The organism is Hyalangium ruber, from assembly GCF_034259325.1.
GTDB classification, from domain to species: domain Bacteria; phylum Myxococcota; class Myxococcia; order Myxococcales; family Myxococcaceae; genus Hyalangium_A; species Hyalangium_A rubrum.
On the sequence record NZ_JAXIVS010000016.1, the window covers coordinates 94,120 to 111,866 of the forward strand.

Below are 17,747 nucleotides of genomic sequence, written 5' to 3' on the forward strand. Positions count from 1 at the left end.
AAGGCTGTCTCCATTTCACTGGAGGGGAATACCCCCGTGCGTCGTCTCACACTCGCTCTCGTGGCTGCCTCTGCGCTCGCAGGGTGCGCCAGCTCCACCGCCAACGCTCCGGCGCCCCAGGCCGCCGCTCAGGCATCGCCCTCCCCCGCGGCGCCGGCGCCGCTCGGGGTGGACGCGGCGCGTCACCTCACGGGCACCGTGGCCCAGTTCCAGGAGTCCTGTCGCCAGGACATCCAGAAGGCCCAGGAGGGCTTTGCCCGCTTCAAGGCCCTGCCCGCGCCTCGGGACACCGCCGTGGCCCTGGGCCTCTATGACGATGCCAGCGCCCTGCTCGCGGACACCGCCGGACGCTCGGCCATCGCCACGAACTCGCACCCGGACGAGGCCCTGCGCAGGGCCGCCGAGGACTGCGAGCAGCAGGTCGCCAAGGTCCAGGCGGAGATCGACCTGGACCGAGGCGTCTACGACGTCCTCGCCAGCCTGGACTTGAACGGTCAGGACGAGGCGACGCGGCACTACGTCACAAATGAGTTGAAGGCCTTCCGCCGAGGCGGCGTGGACCGCGACGAGGCCACGCGCGCGAAGCTCAAGGCGCTCAACGACGAGCTCATCAAGCTCGGCCAGGAGTTCGGCCGCAACATCCGCGAGGACGTGCGCTCCGTGGAGTTCGACCCGAAGGAGCTCGCGGGCCTGCCCGAGGACTACGTGCGCGCCCACCCCGCCGGGACCAACGGCAAGGTGCGCATCACCACCGACACCCCGGACTACCTGCCCTTCCAGACGTACGCCAAGAGCGCCAAGGCCCGCGAGGCCCTCTGGCGCGCCTTCCGCAAGCGCGGCCACCCGAAGAACCTGGACACCCTCTCGCGCCTCATCGCCAAGCGCCATGAGATCGCCACGCTGCTGGGCTACCCCAGCTGGGCCTCCTTCATCACCGAGGACAAGATGATCCGCAGCGACAAGGCCGCCGCGGAATTCATCGAGAAGATCACCACCGCCTCGGCCGCCCGCGCCAAGAGCGACTACGACGCGCTGCTCGCGCGCAAGCGCAAGGACGAGCCCAAGGCCACCGTCGTCAACCCCTGGGACCAGGCGTACCTGGAGGACCGGGTGCGCGCCGAGCAGTACAGCTTCGACTCGCAGGCGGTGCGCCCCTACTTCGAATACACGCGCGTGCGGCAGGGCGTGCTCGACATCACCTCGCGCATGTTCGGCATCACCTACAAGCCCCTGCCGGACGCCCAGGTGTGGCACCCGGACATCGAGGCCTATGACGTCTACGAGGGCAGCAAGCTCCTGGGCCGCATCTACCTGGACATGCACCCGCGCGCCGACAAGTACAAGCACGCGGCGCAGTGGGACCTGGCCAGCGGCAAGGCCGGCAAGACGCTCCCCGAGGGCGTGCTGATGTGCAACTTCCCCAAGCCCGGCGCCGAGCCGGCCCTCATGCAGCACAGCGACGTGGAGACCTTCTTCCACGAGTTCGGCCACCTGCTGCACCACATCCTCGGCGGCCACACGCGCTGGGCGGGCGTGTCCGGCACCCGCACCGAGCACGACTTCGTCGAGGCCCCCTCGCAGATGCTCGAGGAGTGGGCCTGGGCGCCCGAGTCGCTCCAGACGTTCGCCAGGCACCACCAGTCCAACGCGCCGCTGCCCACCGAGACCATCGCCCGCATGAAGCGCGCCGATGAGCTCGGCAAGGGCCTGTGGGTGCGCCAGCAGATGTTCTACGCGGCCACCAGCCTGCGCTTCTACAACCGCGACCCCAAGGGCCTGGACACCACCGCCACCATCCAGGAGCTGCAGGAGCGCTACACCCCCTTCAAGTACGCCCCGGATACCTACTTCCACCTGTCCTTCGGCCACCTCGATGGGTACTCGGCCGTCTACTACACCTACATGTGGTCGCTGGTCATCGCGAAGGACCTCTTCACGCCCTTCCAGACCGAGGGGCTGATGAACCCCGCCCCCGCCCTGCGCTACCGCCGCGCCGTGCTCGAGCCGGGCGGAGCCAAGGATGCGGCCGTGCTGGTGAAGGACTTCCTCGGCCGCGACTACGGCTTCGAGGCCTACGAGCGCTGGCTCAACGGCACCTGAGCGCCGGAACGCATCGCGTCGTAAAAAAGCCGGGCCCCGTGCCAGTCAAGGCGCGGGGCCCGTGTGCTGTTAAGCGGTGAACATCGAGCCGCCCGAGGGCGGCCCCACGCTCAGTGAACGGCGATCTCGACCCGCTCGGGCTGGACCGTGACGTCCTGCGAGTCCGGATCCATGCGCACCTGCACGGGGATGCCCTGCTGCCGGTACTGGGCCAACGAATCCGCCACGTTGTCCAGCATGCGCTGGTAGCGCTCCTCGAGCTCCACCGCGATCAGCATCATCGTCTCGCCGGCGTCGTCCACGCCCGGCCGGTACACCCGGCACCGCTGGAACCGCGCCCAGCGACCGTTCTCCATCTTTACAAGCTCGCCGTCGTAAGCCATCGCGCAGCCCCCCAAGGGAAAGTGGGAATGATGTTGGAGCACTCTAAACACGAATTAACTCCGCGTCATCCCCCCCCTTGAAAATTCGTCAAAGGCCTGGAGTTTCCGTTGGTTAATGGATGCTTCGATCGGTTTTCGGTACAAGTCCCAGGGGTGCGGGGTCCATTTTGTAAATTTGCCGACCTGTAAACCTGTTGATGGTTGACCCTCCGCGTCAACCGCTCTGCCAGCCGATCAGGGGCTCTGCCTCCCGGTCCGAGGGCCTGCGGCTGGCACCAGGGCGAGGCATCCCTTAGATTGAGCGGGCTATGAAGTTGCCACTGCTGTTCCGGCGCGACAGGAGCATCCTCAAGCGGCCGGACGCCCAGGATCAGGTGGAGAAGGTGCTCGCCGAGTCCCTGCGCACCATGGGCCAGATCTGCGCCAAGGTGGCGGACCTCATCGAGGCCCAGCGCCTGGAGCGCCAAGGCTATTCGCAGCAGCAGGACTTCCTGCGCCGCGTCGACCAGGAGAAGGGGCCTGGCCCCAAGAAGGAGTAGCCTCCCCTTCCGTATGGCCTCCCATGAAGCCCAGGGGTGTCTCGGCGCCGCCTCCGTTTGGCTGGACCCCAGCCGCTCGCTGCCACTGACCGCGCTCCAGGATGAAGAGGGGCCCAGACTGCCTGCGGGGCTCCCCCCGGTGGTGGATGCCCACGTCCACCTGTTCCCGGACGGCGTCTTCGAGGCCATCTGGCGCTGGTTCGAGCAGTACGGCTGGCCCATCCGCTACAAGCTCCACACCCCCGAGGTGCTGGCCTTCCTGCTGTCGCGCGGGGTGAGCCGGGTGGTGGCGCTGGCCTACTCCCACAAGCCCGGCATGGCGCGGCTCCTCAACACCTACATGGCCGAGGTGATGCACGCCGAGCCGCGCGTGCTGGGGCTGGCCACCGTGCTCCCCGGAGAGGAGGGGGCTCCCGCCATCCTGGCCGAGGCCTTCGCCGCGGGGCTCAAGGGCGTGAAGCTGCACTGCCACGTCCAGTGCTTCGCCCCGGATGCGCCCGAGCTCCACGAGGTGTACGCCGCCTGTGCCCAGGCGGGGCGCCCCCTGGTCATGCACGCCGGCCGCGAGCCCGCGAGCCCTCATTATAAGTGCGATCCTCACGCCCTCTGCTCGGCGGAGCGGGTGGAGCGGGTGCTGCGGGACCACCCCACCCTGAAGCTGTGCGTGCCCCACATGGGGGCCGACGAGTTCGACGCCTACGCGCGCCTGCTGGAGCGCTACGACACGCTCTGGCTGGACACCACCATGGCGATGGCGGACTACTTCCCCATCTCCCTGCCCCGTCGAGCCCTGGAGGTGCGCCCCGAGCGCATCCTCTATGGAACGGACTTCCCCAACCTGCCCTACGCGTGGGATCGCGAGCTCAAGCAGCTCTTGGGGCTGCGGCTGGGAGACGCGGTGGAGGCGGGGCTGCTGGGGCAGAACGCGCTGCGTCTTTTCGGAGGGTGAAGTCGAGGCGGTGGCTCACTTGCTGAGCAAGAAGGTGTTGAAAAATGGATCCCCCCCTTCCGCAAAGCGGGAATCGATCCCATCTTTGCGTCCATAGAAGCACACCACCCCCGCAGCTTGTCGCACCGAGGCCCCGCCATGTCGCAAATCCTGGTCGTTGACGACGACGCGAGCCACCGCACGCTCATCTGCGATGCCCTCGAGGAAATGGGCTACGCCACCGTCGAGGCGGCCAACGGCCGCGAGGCTCTGGACTTCCTCGAAGAGGACATGCCCAGCGCGGTGCTGTTGGACCTGCGCATGCCCGTCATGAGCGGCTGGGGGCTGCTGGACGCGCTCAAGAAGATGCCCCGGGCGCGCGGGCTGCCCATCATCATCATCTCCGGCTACGGCTTCGAGTGGGAGGCGGAGCTGGTCGGCGCCGCCGGTTACATCTCCAAGCCGGTGGACCTGGACAAGGTGCGCATGACGGTGCAGCAGATCGTCGGCCCGCCCGAGATGCCCCTGATGCACTGACGTCGGTCGGAGGGGGGATTGTCGGCGGGGGCTCGGTCGTCCGAGACTGGGGCCCTCCATGTCGCTCCCCTCTTCTGATTTGGCTGTCGACGCCCGCGGGCTCGTCAAGCGCTTCGGCAGCTTCACCGCGCTCAACGGCCTGGACCTGCAGATTCCCCGAGGCGCCTTCTACGCCTACCTGGGCCCCAACGGCGCCGGGAAGTCCACCTCCCTCGCGCTGCTCACGGGCGTGTATGGCCCGGACGCCGGCTCCATCCAGCTCCTGGGCATGGACGCGGTCCGCCAGCCGCTGGAGATCAAACGCCGCATCGGCATGGTGCCCGAGGAGCTGAGCCTCTTCGAGCGGCTCACCGGCCGGCAGTACCTCACCTTCTGTGGCCGCATGTTCGGCCTGAGCGGAGATGAGGCCGCCGCGCGCGCCGCCGAGCTGCTGGAGCTCACCGAGCTGACCTACAAGGCCGGCTCTCTGGTCGCCGAGTACTCCAAGGGCATGCGGCGGCGGCTGGCCATCGCCGCGGCGCTGATTCACGCCCCGGAGCTCATCTTCCTGGACGAGCCCTTCGAGGGCATCGACGTGCTCGCCGCCGGCGTCATCCGCGAGCTGCTGCGGGAGCTGAGCCGGCGCGGCGTCACGCTGCTGCTCACCACGCACGTGCTGGAGATCGCCGACCGGCTGGCCACCCACGCCGGCATCATCCGGGGCGGGCGGATGCTGGACCAGGGCACGGTGCCGGAGCTGATGAACCGCCACGGCGTGTCCTCGCTGGAGGCCGTCTTCGAGAAGCTCATCTCCGTGCCGGCGGCCCGCAACGCGCGCCTGTCCTTCTATGGGGATGCGCCCGCCCCCGTGGTGCCGCTGCGCCGGGAGTCCGCGTGAACCCGCCTCCCGCTCCCGGCTTCTTCCGCCACCTGTGGCTCTTGTGGGGCCTGCGGCTGCAGATCGGCCTCAACCGGGGCTCCGGTCGGCCCAGCAAGCTCCTGGCGGTGGCCACCTTCGTGGCCTCGAGCGCCCCGGCGCTCTTCTTCGGGCTCGTTTTCTTCGGGCTCATGCGGCTGCGGCCCGTGGCCATGAGCAACGTGTGGCCCTACTTCATCCTCAACCTGCTGTGCTTCGTCACCGCCGCCGTGTGGGTGACCTGGCCGCTGCTGTCCGCGGGCGTGGATGACCACTCGGAGTTGAGCCGGTACGCCGCCTTCCCCATCTCGCCCTTCCGGCTGCTCATCTCCTCCACCGTGGCCAGCCTCTTCGAGCCGCGCGCGCTCGTCTTCTACGCGCCCCTCACGGGCGCCGCCGTGGGCTACGCCTCGGTGTACCGCCTGCACGCGCCGTGGATGGCCGCGCTCAACTACGTGCTCTTCGCGCTGCTGTGCGCCGCCTGGAGCCGCGTGGGCCTCTATGCCGTACTCAACGTGCTGCGTGAGAAGCGCAGCGCTGAAATCATTGGCGGCGGCTTCGTCCTGTTCCTCGTCGCCGCCTCGTTCATCCCTCCCGTGGACACCTCGTGGCTCACGGAGGTGATGGGCGAGGCCGGCGTGGGCGGGCTGGACATGAGCATCATCGTCAACGCCGCCCGGGCGCTGGGCCGCGTTCCCAGTGGCTTCTTCGGGGACTCGCTGCGGCAGCTCGCCCTGGGGCGCCTGCGCATCGCCACCATGGAGTCGTTTGGGCTGGGCTTCTTCGCCCTCGTCGGCCTGGTGGTGGCCTACATCCTGCTGCTGCGCTTCCACCGCCAGGCGGGGCGCGCGGGGCCGGCGATGAAGGAGTCGGGCGACAATGATCCGTTCGCCCGGACGTCCACGCGCTTCCGCACGCTCGTCGTCCGCGAGGCGCTGGACCTGTGGCGCAACCCGCGCGCGCGGCTGCTCATCTCCGTGCCGTTCGTGCTCGCCATCCTCCTGAAGCTGCTGTCCGGACGCGCCCTCTTCGTGTACCTGCTCGGGCAGTCGGCGGATGCGTGGCTGATGGGCGGCCTGGCCGTCTATGGCGCCGTCGTCATCTCCTCCACCTTCTCGCAGAACACGTTCGCTTATGACGGGCACGGCTTCGCCGTGTTCCTCACCGCGCCCATGGAACTGGCGGACGTGCTCCGCGCCAAGAACCTGGTGCAGGGCACGGCGGGCTTGAGCATGGCGCTGTTGGTGGGGCTGTTCTACCGGGTCTACTTCGGCCACGGCACGTGGGTGGACTTCCTGTGCGCGGTGGCCTCGGTGGCCGCGGTGGTGCCCGTGCTGTTGGCCGCGGGCAACTTCCTGTCGCTGTACTTCCCGGTGAAGTTCCACGCCAGCCTGAAGCGCCGCGACAAGCTGCCGCTCATGGCCTCCATGCTGGGCATCGTCGCCGCGAGCGTGGGCTGCATGCCCTTCGGCTGGGCGCTGCGGCTCGCGGGCAAGTCGGGGCCCACGCTGCAAACGGTGGCGATGATCGCCCTGTTCGCCGGGCTGTACGCCGTGCTCTACCGGGCCGTGCTTCCCCTGGCGCTGCGCCTGCTGGAGCAGCGCCGGGAGATCGTCCTGCGCGCCGTTACCCGGGAGTAGCGGCGGAACTCAGTACTGCAGGCCGGGGACGCGAGCGCCCGCCGTCCAGCCGCGGTTGTGGGCGCTGAAGACGCCCACGCCGTAGGCGCTGCCCTTGGCCTCGATGGTGCGCCCATCGCCCAGGCTGATGGCGACGTGGCCGGGGCGGAAGAGCAGCGCGCCGCGGGTGCGCAGCGCCTCTTCCACGGACATCGTCGTTCCCGCGCGCTGCGCGTGGGGCAGCTGGTTCATCGTCCCGTCCGGGATGGAGACACCCGCCTGGTGCGCGGCCCACTGCACCAGCTCCGAGCAGTCGAAGGCGCGGGGGTTCGAGTCGTTCAGGTTGACCTCGGCGCCGAAGATGTAGCGGTCACCGGCCTGGGACAGCGCGCGCTGCACGAAGTTCTCGGCGGTGCCACGGCCACCAGGGCCCGGCTGCGGCGCGGGAGGCGTCGCGCCACCGGTGCGGTTCAGCTTGCCCCACGTCTGGGGACCGACGACGCCGTCCGTGCTGATGCCCTGGGCGCGCTGGAAGGCCACCACCGCCGCCTTCGTCTTCGGGCCAAAGGCGCCGTCCACGGGACCGGGGTTGAAGCCCGCGGCCTTCAGCTTGTTCTGAAGATCCGTCACCGCGGGGCCCTTGGAGCCCTCACGCAGGGTGGGGAGGTTGGTACGAGCAGTCTGGGCGGTGACGCGGCTGGAAGAGATAGGAGCAACCATGACAACGACCTCATGTCGGAAGTGGCTTACATGAGGGTTATCGGCAGAGGTGGCGCGGAGTTGCTGAAAAAGCCTTCCTTTACCTACCTCCGAGCCACCGGAGGCCCCAGGCCGTCAATAATCCCAGGTAGTTACCCAACGCGAAGCCGGCCAGCGCCAGCGTGAGGCCCGGCCCCACCAGCACCCGGTTCTTCAGCGCGGCGGCCATCGGGCCGATCTGCGCCGGCCCGTAGATGGTGGCCGTGGAGCAGATCAGCGTGCTGTCCACATCGATGCGCAGCAGGACCGAGAGCGCGGTGTGGATGACGATGGCCAGCCCCATCACCAGCCACACATAGAGGAACAGGGTCATGCTGCCCCCGCTCAGCATCCGCAGGTCGGCCAGCGAGCCCATGGCCACGCAGAAGATGAGGAGCAGGTACTCCCCCAGTTCGTAGGCGCCCCGGAGCGTGCGCACCCGGGGGAACAGCGAGGCCACGATGCCCAGCGTGGTGATGATCAGCAGCGCCGGACCGGCCTCCAGCTTCTCGACGAGGAGCAGCGTCCCGCCAAGCCCCACCACCGCGATGAGGAGCGAGAGCCCGAAGCCCAGTCCCATGTCTCGCAGGTGGTGCCGCGTCCACGCGCCGAGCCCCTCGCCCGGGTGCTCGAAGGCCTCATGATGCGGCGCGGCGGTGAACGGGGGCAGCAAGCGCAGCAACAACCGCTGCGCGAACGTGAGCATGAAGATGAGGTAGACGCCGCCCGCGGCCAGGTCCGCTGTGTTGAGCAGGACGAACGTCTCGCTGCGCACCTCCAGCGCGCGCCCGATGGCGGCCATGTTGGCGGTGCCCCCGACGTAGACGCCCACCAGCATGCCAGCGATCTTCCACCACTCGTCGGTCCGATCCCGGAAGTACCAGCCCACGACGGCGGCTGCCGCCACCGCCGCGACACAGGCTCCCACGAAGGAGATGAGGAGGGAGCGCGCGAGCCTGGGCCACTGGCGCACGTCGGTGGAGAACAGCAGCAGGGGAATGGCCAGCGGGACGGCGGCCTCGCTCACGCGCATCGAGGTGTCCTGGGACAACCGGAGCCCTGGCACGTTCCCGGCCAGCACTCCCGCCACGTAGCAGAGCGTCACCGGGCCCAGGAACTTCGCCAGGCGGAAGCGCTCGCCCGCCCAGAGGGCCCCCGCCGGCAAGAGCAGACAGAACAACACCTGGAGGACGGTCATCCCGAGGCCGCTCATGCGCGGTCGAAGGTGCCGTCGAGGAAGTCCAGGAGGAAGCCATCCACCTGCTTGCGGTCCGGAATGGCCCCGACCATGCCGTACATCGCCGCGCTGCCCTCCGGCGCCGGCTCTCCCGCCGCGAGCTTCGAGGCGCAATCGCGCAGGTCCGCGAGCAGCACATCCGCCACGCGCTCATGCGCCGGGGTGATCATGCAGTGCAGCGCCGGGGGCGACTGCTGCCGGTCCAACTTCCAGCCCCGGGCCTCCATCGCATCGCCCAGCTCGTACACGTTGAGCGAATCCGAGGCGAACGCGAACACGCTCATGTGCGGCGAGCCCAGCACCTGCAGGCCGGGGATCGCCCGGATGCCGGCGATCAGCTTGTCCGTCGTGGCGAGGATGCGCCGCGCGTTGTCGAGGTAGCCCTCCTCACCCAGGTAGTGCATCACCGCCCAGGCCGCGGCGATGGCACCGCCCGGCCGCGTGCCCGTCATCGACGGCGAGGCATACAGGCCTCCGGGCCAGTTCGAGTACGTATAGAACTGGTTCCGCCGCAGCGCCCGGTTGCGGTGCAGCACCACCGAGGCGCCCTTGGCGGCGTAGCCGTACTTGTGGAGGTCCGCGGACATCGAGGTGACGCCCGGCACCGAGAAGTCGAAGGGAGGAATGTCCCGGCCGAGCTTCCGGACGAACGGCAACATGAAGCCCCCGAGGCACGCGTCGACGTGGCACAGCAGCCCGCGCGCCTGTGCCAGCGCGGCCAGCTCGGTGATGGGGTCGACGACACCATGCGGGTACGGCGGGGCGCTGCCGACGATGAGCGCCGTGTTCGGAGTGATGAGCCGCTCTACGTCCCGCACGTCCACCCGGAAGTCCGGAGCCACGGCCGCGTGACGCACCTCGACATCGAAGTAGTGCGCCGCCTTCTCGAAGGCGGGGTGGACCGTGGTGGGGACGATCATCTCCGGGCGGGCGATGCCCTTCTCGTTGCGGGCCCACTCCCGGGCGGCCTTCACCGTCATCATGATGCTCTCGGTGCCGCCCGTGGTCATCGTGCCAGCCACGTCCGCATCGCCCTGGAAGAGCTCGGTGGCCATGGACACCACCTCGCACTCCATCCGCCGCAGCGAGGGAAAGGCGAGGGGCGACAGCCCGTTCTCCGACATGAACTCGCCGTAGGCCTCGCGCAGCAGCCGCGAGTGCTCCTCGTCCACGTAATAGACGAGGCTGAACGTGCGGCCTTCCTTCCACCGCGCGTCCTCCGCGTGCATCGCCCGCAGCTCGGCGAGCACGTCATCCTTCGTTCGCTTCGTCTTCGGCAGCGACTTCGACATCCGGGCCTCCCGCGCGGCCGCTCTCGGCCCGCCGGGCGGATTACGGCTGCTTTTTCACGGCGAGTCCTCTGTTTTCGTGTCGCGGGCGCCGTCTCTTGCAGCTCCAATCCCTTACAGCATTGTCCGGAAATCCTCGGTTCCCTGCAGCTTCCAGGGGAAGCGCGGGCCTCTGCCACCAAAGTGGAGTCGCCGAGAAGATGCACTTCACTGGCGGTGGCGCGTAGCATTGCGCCATGAGCATCAACGCGTGGCTCCAGGAGTTTCGCGCACTCCATAAGCGTGCGCGGCAGAAGCAGCTGAACGCCGAGGAGAAGGAGCTGTACCTCACCGCTCGCGAGCAGTTCGCGCGCGCGCTGACGGCGGCCCAGGGGATGACGCTCAAGCCTGGGGAGATGGCGCGCCAGACGTTCCGCGTCGCGCAGGCGATGCAGATCGAGCTCAGCCTCAACTCGGGCATCGTCCGCGCGATGACGCTGGACGTCTCCCGAGGCGGCTTCTCGGTCGTGCTCGGCAAGCCTCCCGGGGAGAACGAGCAGGTGGGCTACACGCTGAGGATGCCGGATGGGATGGACCCCATCATCGGCCGGGCGCGTGTGGTCGCCTCGAAGAAGCAGATTGGCAACTACCGGCTCTCGTTCTCGTTCGAGAACATGTCCGACCATGACGGGGAGCGGCTGGAGGGGGTGCTGTTCGACGCCGCCCTCTCGCGCATCCCGGGCTGAGCAGACAGATGCCGATGCTCGGGTTCTCCACCATCAAGGGTGGAGTCGGGAAGACCACCCTTTGCGTCCACGTCGCCGCCGCCCTGGCGGATGCCGGGCACCGGGTGCTGCTGATGGACCTGGACCCGCAGGCGCACGCCTCGCTGGTGCTGGGCCTGGAGCCCGCGGATGTGCCCTGCGTGGCGGATGCCTTCGGTCCCCGCCCCCGCCACAAGCTGGAGGAGGTGGTGGTGGCCTCGCCCAAGCGGCCCAACCTCTTCATCGCCCGAGCCCACCCGCGCATGGCGACGCTGGAACGTGAGCTCTTCCAGTGGGGCCATCGCCTGCAAGCCATCCCCCGAGCGCTCAAGACGCTGAGCTGGACGCCGGACATCGTCATCGCCGACACGCCCCCGAGCCTCGGCGCCTTCACCGAGGCAGTGCTCCACTCCGCCGATGTGGTGGCGGCTCCGGTGCCCACCGGCGCCTTCGCGCTGCAAGGGCTGGGAGAGATCGAAACCGCCTGGCGCGAGGTGCGCGAGGAGGGCGGCCAGCTGGTGGCGGTGGTCAACCTGTGGGACCGCCGCACCACGGCCACCAACGACGCGATGGACGCCGCGCTGAAGGAGTCCACCGTGCCCGTGCTGCGCATGCGCATCCCTCGCTCGGAGGCCATCAACCAGGCCGGCCTCGGCTACGAGGTGGTCTTCGATACCAGCCCCAGCGCCCCGGGCGCGGAGGAGCTGCGCGAGCTGGCCCGAGAGCTGGGCCGCCGCGCCGGGCTGCGCTGAAGCCGGAGGCACGTCTGGTCGGCCCCCCTTGAGGAGCCGGGCCACCGAGCCGCCACCGCATGCGCCGTCACATCGGCGCCGTGCCCAATCTAGCCGCAAGAAACCAGTCCGAGGCCGACGAACGGCGGCAGCGCCGTGCGCCCTCACCGAGGAGCGTGAACCCGTGATGCCAGTCGATTCGACTCCGGCGGCCCGTTACGTGGAGCACATCGTCCCCTTCCAGGCAGGGGACGGCCGCCCGCTCAACCTCGTCCACATCCAGGGGCACCGGGAGCCGACCAAAGGACCGGTCGTCCTGGTCCATGGGGCGGGGGTCCGCGCCAACATCTTCCGTGCGCCCGTGAAGCAGACGGTCGTCGATGCCCTGCTCGAGGCCGGCTACGACGTGTGGCTGGAGAACTGGCGCGCGAGCATCGACCTCGAACCCAACGAGTGGACGCTCGACCAGGCAGCCGTCCACGACCACCCGAAGGCCATCCAGAAGATCGTCCAGGAGACGGGGCGGGACGAGGTGAAGGCCATCGTCCACTGCCAGGGCTCGACGAGCTTCATGCTCTCGGCGGTGGCGGGGCTCGTGCCACAGGTGAAGGTCATCCTCAGCAATGCCGTCGCCCTGCACCCGAGGGTGCCGCGCTCGGCCCAGCTCAAGGCGCGCTACGCCGTGCCGCTCGTGGCGAGGATGACGCACTACTTGGATCCGCAGTGGGGCCTCGAGGCGAAGGGCTTCACCCCCAAGGCCATCACCCTGCTGGTGAAGGCCACCCACCACGAGTGCGACAACACGGTATGCCGGCTGGCGAGCTTCACCTACGGCACGGGGTTCCCGACGCTCTGGCGGCACGAGAACCTCAACCCCGAAACGCACGAGTGGCTGAAGCACGAGCTGGCCAAGGTGCCCCTCACCTTCTTCCAGCAGATGGCCGAGTGCCTGCGCGCGGGCCACCTGGTCCCCGTGGAGGGCTACCGGGAGCTGCCCGAGGACGTGTCCGAGCGCCCGCCGGAGACGGACGCGCGCTTCATCTTCCTCGCGGGGGAGCTCAACCAGTGCTTCCTGGCGGAGAGCCAGCGCCGCACCTATGAGCATCTGTCGCGCTACCGGCCCGGCTACCACGCGCTGCATGTGATTCCCGAGTACGGACACCTCGACATCTTCATGGGCAAGGACGCCGCCCGGGATGTCTTCCCCCTCATCGTCTCCGAGCTGGACAAGCCGGTCTGAAGGAGCACCGCCATGTGGATGATGCCCAGACGAATCAAGCGGCAGCAGGGACGCTACTCGAAGGTGGATGGCATTCCCTACGAGCTCCCCATCAACTCCCAGGCGTCCCCCGCGCTGATGGCGGCGTTCACCATCGACGCGCGAAAGGCCGCCGCGCTGCTGCCCGGCAACGAGGTGCATCCGCTGCGGCTGTGGGGCAACAAGGGCGTGCTGTTCGTCACCGTCATCGACTACCGCACCACCGACATCGGGCCCTACATCGAGTTCAGCATCGCCATCGCCTGCACCCATGGGCCCAAGTCCGCGCCGCCGCTGCTGCCAGTCCTCTTCCAGAAGCACTACGGGCTGGGCCAGTACGTGGTGGACCTGCCGGTGAGCACGGAGATCTCCGTGAAGGGCGGCAAGGGCATCTGGGGCATGCCCAAGCACCAGGCCAACCTGGACTTCCAAATCACGGAGCGCACGGTCAGCAGCCAGTACGACAAGGACGGCCAGCTCGCGGTGCGCATCGAGATCGACAAACCCCGGCGCTCGTGGCTGCCCATACGCGCCAGCGGTGCCAACTACTGCCAGTTCCGCGGGATGCTGATGAAGTCCTTCATCTACTTCCGCGGGAAGTTCGGCTTCATCCTCGGGCGCAAGGCCAAGGCCCGGCTGACGTTGGGACAGCACCCACGCGCGCAGCCGCTCAAGTCGCTGGGCATCGCCTCCAAGCCGTTCTTCGTGGGCTTCCTCCCAGCCTCCAGCGGCGTGCTGGACGACCACTTCGAGTGCTGGTTCCTCAGCTACCCCGAGCTGCCCGCCACGCAGCCCGAGGGCCTGGAGAGCGTGGTGGACCTCGGCCTGAGCCAGCAGTGGCTATCGCCCCCCGGTGAGGAGCCGAGCCAGCCCGAGCCCCGTCGGCTCGACAGCGGCGCGGACCTCGGAATGGGGCTGCACTCATGAAGCGCCCGCTCCTTCCGCGGGTGGAGGCGCGGTCATGAGCGTCCGAACCGAGCGGTGGCTGCGATGGCTGCTGATGGCCATCTCCGCGGCCACGGTGGTGAGCGGCGCCGTGCAGCTCATCGCTCCGGGCTTCGTCCTCGGGTTCCTCTCCGCCGAGTCGAGTCCGGCGAGCCGCCACTTCTTCGGCATCGTCGGCATGTTCATGGTCCTCTTTGGAGGACTGCTGTTCCATGCGCTGGTGCGCCGGAAGGAGAACCCCGCCGCCTTCGTGTGGGCCGGCCTGCAGAAGCTCGGCGCGAGCGTGGCGGTGGGCCTGGGCGTGGCCCGAGACCTCTTCTCTCCGCTCGCCCTCGGGGTCGCGGGGTTCGACCTCGTCTCCGGGTTGTTGATCCTCGGCTACTTCAGCCTCTCGCGCCGCCCCGCGCGACAGGCCGTGTCTCCGCCTCTCAAATCCGCCCCCGTGGTGCGCCTCTCCCCAGAGCCACGCCCTGTGGCTCCCCCGCTGGCGGCGGACGGGCGGCGCAGGGCCCTCATCCTCGCGGGCGGGGGAATGCGCGTGGCGTGGCAGGCCGGCGCCATCCGCGCCCTCTCGGACGCGGGCCTCACCTTCGCTCATGGCGATGGCACCTCGGGTGGCATCATCAACCTGGCCATGATGCTCTCCGGCCAATCGCCCGAGCAGATGTGCGAGCGCTGGCAGACGCTGCGCGTGAAGGACTTCGTCTCCTTCGTCTCGCCTGAGAAGTACCTGAAGGCGTGGGACATGGAGGCGCTCGGGGACGCGGACGGCATCATCGAGCGTGTCTTCCCGCACCTGGGCATCGACGTGGACGCCATCCGCGCCAACACCGAGATGGAGGGCACCTTCAACGTCTGCAACTTCGCGCGCAAGACGAACGAGGTCATCCCCCACACCCAGGTGGACCAGGACCTGCTCGTCGCCGGCATCTCCCTGCCCATCTTCATGCCCATCGTGCGCAAGGGCGCGGCGCTGTACACCGACTCGGTCTGGATCCAGGACGCCAACCTGCTCGAGGCGGTGCGACGCGGGGCGGACGAGTTGTGGGTGCTGTGGTGCATCGGCAACACGCCCACCTATGAGCGCGGGGTGTTCCGCCAGTACGTCCACATGATCGAGCTGAGCGCGAATGGCGCGCTCTTCGCGCAGCTCGAGCGCATCGAGGAGATCAACGCGCGCATCCGCGCGGGCGAGGAGGTCCACGGCCACCGCCAGCCCATCGTGGTCCACCTCGTCAAACCCGAGCAGCCCCTGCCGCTCGACCCGGACTTCTACGCGGGCCACATCACCGCGGGCTCGCTCATCGACATGGGGTACGCGGACGCCTGCCGCTACCTCTCTACCCGCAGCACACAAGGCCTACCGCTCACACCGGAGATAACTCAGATGACCGCATCCGCACCCGACCTCACCTTCCGCGAGACCATGTCCGGTCCCCTGGCACTCGGCGAGCAAGACCCGCTCTCCGGTGCGGGCAAGGGACGCCACACGCCCTTCACCTTCCACGCCACCATCAGCGTGGATGACATGGAGGCGTTCATCCGCGACCCCGAGCACGCGGCCCGGCTCGTGGCCCACATCTCCTATCCCCCGCTCGGGGACTTCCTGCCCGTGAAGCGGGGGAGCTTCAACCTGTTCAAGGCGGGCGACGACCCGAACACCCGGCTGATGACCTACGGCATGGCCTTCGAGCACCAGGGCCGCGAGTACTATCTGTCGGGCACCAAGACCATCCGCGACGAGAAGGGGCCGGACCTCTGGCACGACACCACCCGGCTCTACTGCCGGCTCCATGAGGGCACCGATGAGCGAGGCCCGGTGGTGGGCGCGGGCATCCTCAAGCTGGGCATGGGAGATCTCCTCAAGCTGGTGTCCAGCATGCGCTCTTCTCGCGAGGGCACCGAGGGACTCAAGGCGGTCGCCCAGTTCGGCCAGTTCTTCCTCGGCACCCTCTGGGACGTCTACATGCCGCTCGCCAAGGAGAAGGCCGCCTCGGAGAGCGAACCGAGTGCCCCCCTCTGATTCCCCGGAGCCTGTCCATGCGACGCGAACACTTCGATGTCATCATCGTCGGCTCGGGCTTCGGAGGCTCGGTCATGGCCTACCGCCTGGCCGAGGCGGGCCTGCGTGTCTGCGTCCTGGAACGCGGCAAGGCCTGGCCGCCCGGCTCCTTCCCGCGCAGCCCCTACGGCATGCGTCGCAACTTCTGGGACCCCAGCGAGGGCCTGCACGGGCTCTTCAACCTGTGGTCCTTCCGAGGGCTGGGCGGCGTGGTGGCGAGCGGGCTGGGCGGCGGCTCGCTCATCTACGCCAACGTGCTGCTGCGCAAGGAGGAGAAGACCTTCGTCCGGGAGAACCTTCACGACGGCGGCTATGAGTACTGGCCCGTCACCCGCGCGGACCTGGAGCCCCACTACGACTCCGTCGAGAAGATGATGGGGGCGCAGCGCTACCCCTTCGAGCACGCGCCCTACCGCGACACCGCGAAGACGATCGCGATGAAGCTGGCCGCCGAGCGCATGGGGCACCCGGACGACTGGCAATTGCCCCCGCTGGCGGTGACCTTCGGCAACCCGGGCCAGACTCCCGTGCCGGGGGACCCCATCCCGGAGGCCCACCCGAACCTGCATGGGCGGGCGCGCAGCACCTGCCGGCTGTGTGGGGAGTGCGACATCGGCTGCAACTTCGGAAGCAAGAACACGCTCGACTACACATACCTGTCGGCCGCGAAGCGCCTGGGCGCGGAGATTCGCACCCGGGCCGAGGTGAAGGCCTTCTGGCCCGAGGATGGCGAGTACGTCGTGGAGTACGTGGACCACTCGGAGGCGCGCGAGGGCGAGCGGCCCGAGGTGCCCTCCGCGATGCTGCCGCGCACGGTGCTCTCCGCGGACCGGCTCGTGCTCGCGGCGGGGACCTTCGGAACGAGCTACCTGCTGCTGAAGAACCGGGATGCGTTCCCGGGCCTCAGCGAGCAGTTGGGCACGCGCTTCTGTGGCAACGGAGACCTGCTGGGCTTCCTCTACAAATGCACGGACGGCAGCAAGACTCCACGCGAGCCGCGCGTCCTGGATGGAGGCCATGGGCCCGTCATCACCAGCGCCCTCCACGTCCGGGACGCGACCGAGGGCGGCTCGGGTCGCGGCTATTACGTCGAGGATGCCGGCTACCCGGAGTTCTTCAACTGGCTCTACGAGGGCAGCAACCAGTTCGCCGTGGCGCGCCGCGCCCTGCGGCTCGGCCAGCGGCTCTTGAAGGGGTGGTTGCGCCTGTCGCGTGACAGCGACGTCAGCGCGGAGATCGCCGAGATGATGGGCGACTGCGTGGGCTCGTCCAGCTCGCTGCCGCTGCTCGCCATGGGCCGCGACATCCCGGACGGGCGGATGCGGCTGACCCGGGATGGGATGCTGGACGTGGACTGGCGCATGAAGCGCTCCTCCAGCTACTTCCGGCGCGTCCGCGAGACCATGGAGGAGATCGCCGACGCGCTCGGGGGGAAGATGGTGCATAACCCGCTCAGCGCGCTCAGCCGCGTCATCACCGTACACCCGCTCGGGGGCTGCCCCATGGGCCGTACCGCCTCCGAGGGCGTGGTGGACGCCAACGGCGAGGTCTTCAACCACCCGGGCCTCTACGTGGCGGACGGTGCGGTGATGCCGGGGCCCACGGGCCCCAATCCGAGCCTCACCATCGCCGCGCTGGCCGACCGCTTCGCCGAGCACATCATCGAGCGCTCCCGCCGGCCCGGCGCTCCACAGCCCAGCACCCAGGAGGCGCCGCCATGGCCTCGAGCACACACGTAATCAC

Annotated in this window: 16 protein-coding genes; 12 read left to right on the forward strand and 4 right to left on the reverse strand. The window is 68.8% G+C overall.

Features of this window, described 5'->3' with window-relative positions:
* The first annotated feature begins 36 nt into the window (after positions 1-36).
* Complete coding sequence (locus tag SYV04_RS35785) at positions 37-2,100, forward strand: M3 family metallopeptidase (protein WP_321550515.1); 2,064 nt, start codon at positions 37-39, stop codon at positions 2,098-2,100.
* Positions 2,101-2,210: 110 nt separating this feature from the next.
* Here the strand turns inward: SYV04_RS35785 and SYV04_RS35790 are convergent, their stop codons facing one another.
* Positions 2,211-2,483 (reverse strand): hypothetical protein, encoded by a 273-nt coding sequence (locus SYV04_RS35790; RefSeq protein WP_321550516.1) that lies wholly within the window; start codon positions 2,481-2,483, stop codon positions 2,211-2,213.
* A gap of 308 nt (positions 2,484-2,791) precedes the next feature.
* Here SYV04_RS35790 and SYV04_RS35795 point away from each other — a divergent pair, with 308 nt between their 5' ends.
* The 5 genes from SYV04_RS35795 (at position 2,792) to SYV04_RS35815 (ending at position 7,022) form a co-directional block, all read left to right on the forward strand.
* Positions 2,792-3,022: a hypothetical protein gene (locus tag SYV04_RS35795; RefSeq protein WP_321550517.1), complete on the forward strand. Its 231-nt coding sequence runs from the start codon at positions 2,792-2,794 to the stop codon at positions 3,020-3,022.
* Between the two features lie 13 nt (positions 3,023-3,035).
* Positions 3,036-3,971: an amidohydrolase family protein gene (locus SYV04_RS35800; RefSeq protein WP_321550518.1), complete on the forward strand. Its 936-nt coding sequence runs from the start codon at positions 3,036-3,038 to the stop codon at positions 3,969-3,971.
* Between the two features lie 138 nt (positions 3,972-4,109).
* Positions 4,110-4,487, forward strand: a complete 378-nt coding sequence (locus tag SYV04_RS35805) for a response regulator (RefSeq protein ID WP_321550519.1) — start codon at positions 4,110-4,112, stop codon at positions 4,485-4,487.
* A gap of 58 nt (positions 4,488-4,545) precedes the next feature.
* Positions 4,546-5,364 carry an ABC transporter ATP-binding protein gene (locus SYV04_RS35810; RefSeq protein ID WP_321550520.1) on the forward strand — a complete coding sequence of 273 codons (819 nt, stop codon included), beginning with the start codon at positions 4,546-4,548 and terminating at the stop codon, positions 5,362-5,364.
* Positions 5,361-7,022 (forward strand): hypothetical protein, encoded by a 1,662-nt coding sequence (locus tag SYV04_RS35815; RefSeq protein WP_321550521.1) that lies wholly within the window; start codon positions 5,361-5,363, stop codon positions 7,020-7,022. The genes SYV04_RS35810 and SYV04_RS35815 overlap by 4 nt, the downstream gene beginning before the upstream one ends.
* 9 nt (positions 7,023-7,031) lie before the next feature.
* Here SYV04_RS35815 and SYV04_RS35820 read toward each other — a convergent pair whose 3' ends face one another.
* From SYV04_RS35820 to SYV04_RS35830, 3 genes are all read right to left on the reverse strand, one after another.
* Positions 7,032-7,721, reverse strand: coding sequence for a peptidoglycan-binding protein (locus SYV04_RS35820; protein WP_321550522.1), 690 nt, complete (start codon positions 7,719-7,721; stop codon positions 7,032-7,034).
* A gap of 79 nt (positions 7,722-7,800) precedes the next feature.
* Positions 7,801-8,937 carry a DUF819 family protein gene (locus tag SYV04_RS35825; RefSeq protein WP_321550523.1) on the reverse strand — a complete coding sequence of 379 codons (1,137 nt, stop codon included), beginning with the start codon at positions 8,935-8,937 and terminating at the stop codon, positions 7,801-7,803.
* A gap of 11 nt (positions 8,938-8,948) precedes the next feature.
* Positions 8,949-10,268: a pyridoxal phosphate-dependent decarboxylase family protein gene (locus SYV04_RS35830; RefSeq protein WP_321550524.1), complete on the reverse strand. Its 1,320-nt coding sequence runs from the start codon at positions 10,266-10,268 to the stop codon at positions 8,949-8,951.
* A 233-nt stretch (positions 10,269-10,501) separates the two neighbouring features.
* On the opposite strand from SYV04_RS35830, the gene SYV04_RS35835 reads away from it, so the two are divergent.
* From SYV04_RS35835 to SYV04_RS35860, 6 genes are all read left to right on the forward strand, one after another.
* A complete protein-coding gene (locus SYV04_RS35835) occupies positions 10,502-10,990 on the forward strand; it encodes a PilZ domain-containing protein (protein WP_321550525.1) in 489 nt (162 codons plus the stop codon).
* A gap of 8 nt (positions 10,991-10,998) precedes the next feature.
* Positions 10,999-11,760: a ParA family protein gene (locus SYV04_RS35840; RefSeq protein WP_321550526.1), complete on the forward strand. Its 762-nt coding sequence runs from the start codon at positions 10,999-11,001 to the stop codon at positions 11,758-11,760.
* Positions 11,761-11,926: 166 nt separating this feature from the next.
* On the forward strand, positions 11,927-12,979 hold the full coding sequence (locus SYV04_RS35845; protein ID WP_321550625.1) for an alpha/beta fold hydrolase: 1,053 nt from the start codon (positions 11,927-11,929) through the stop codon (positions 12,977-12,979).
* An 18-nt stretch (positions 12,980-12,997) separates the two neighbouring features.
* Positions 12,998-13,924 (forward strand): acetoacetate decarboxylase family protein, encoded by a 927-nt coding sequence (locus SYV04_RS35850; protein ID WP_321550527.1) that lies wholly within the window; start codon positions 12,998-13,000, stop codon positions 13,922-13,924.
* 34 nt (positions 13,925-13,958) lie between these two features.
* Positions 13,959-15,965 carry a patatin-like phospholipase family protein gene (locus SYV04_RS35855; protein ID WP_321550528.1) on the forward strand — a complete coding sequence of 669 codons (2,007 nt, stop codon included), beginning with the start codon at positions 13,959-13,961 and terminating at the stop codon, positions 15,963-15,965.
* A gap of 17 nt (positions 15,966-15,982) precedes the next feature.
* Positions 15,983-17,743 carry a GMC family oxidoreductase gene (locus SYV04_RS35860; RefSeq protein WP_321550529.1) on the forward strand — a complete coding sequence of 587 codons (1,761 nt, stop codon included), beginning with the start codon at positions 15,983-15,985 and terminating at the stop codon, positions 17,741-17,743.
* Positions 17,744-17,747: the final 4 nt, after the last annotated feature.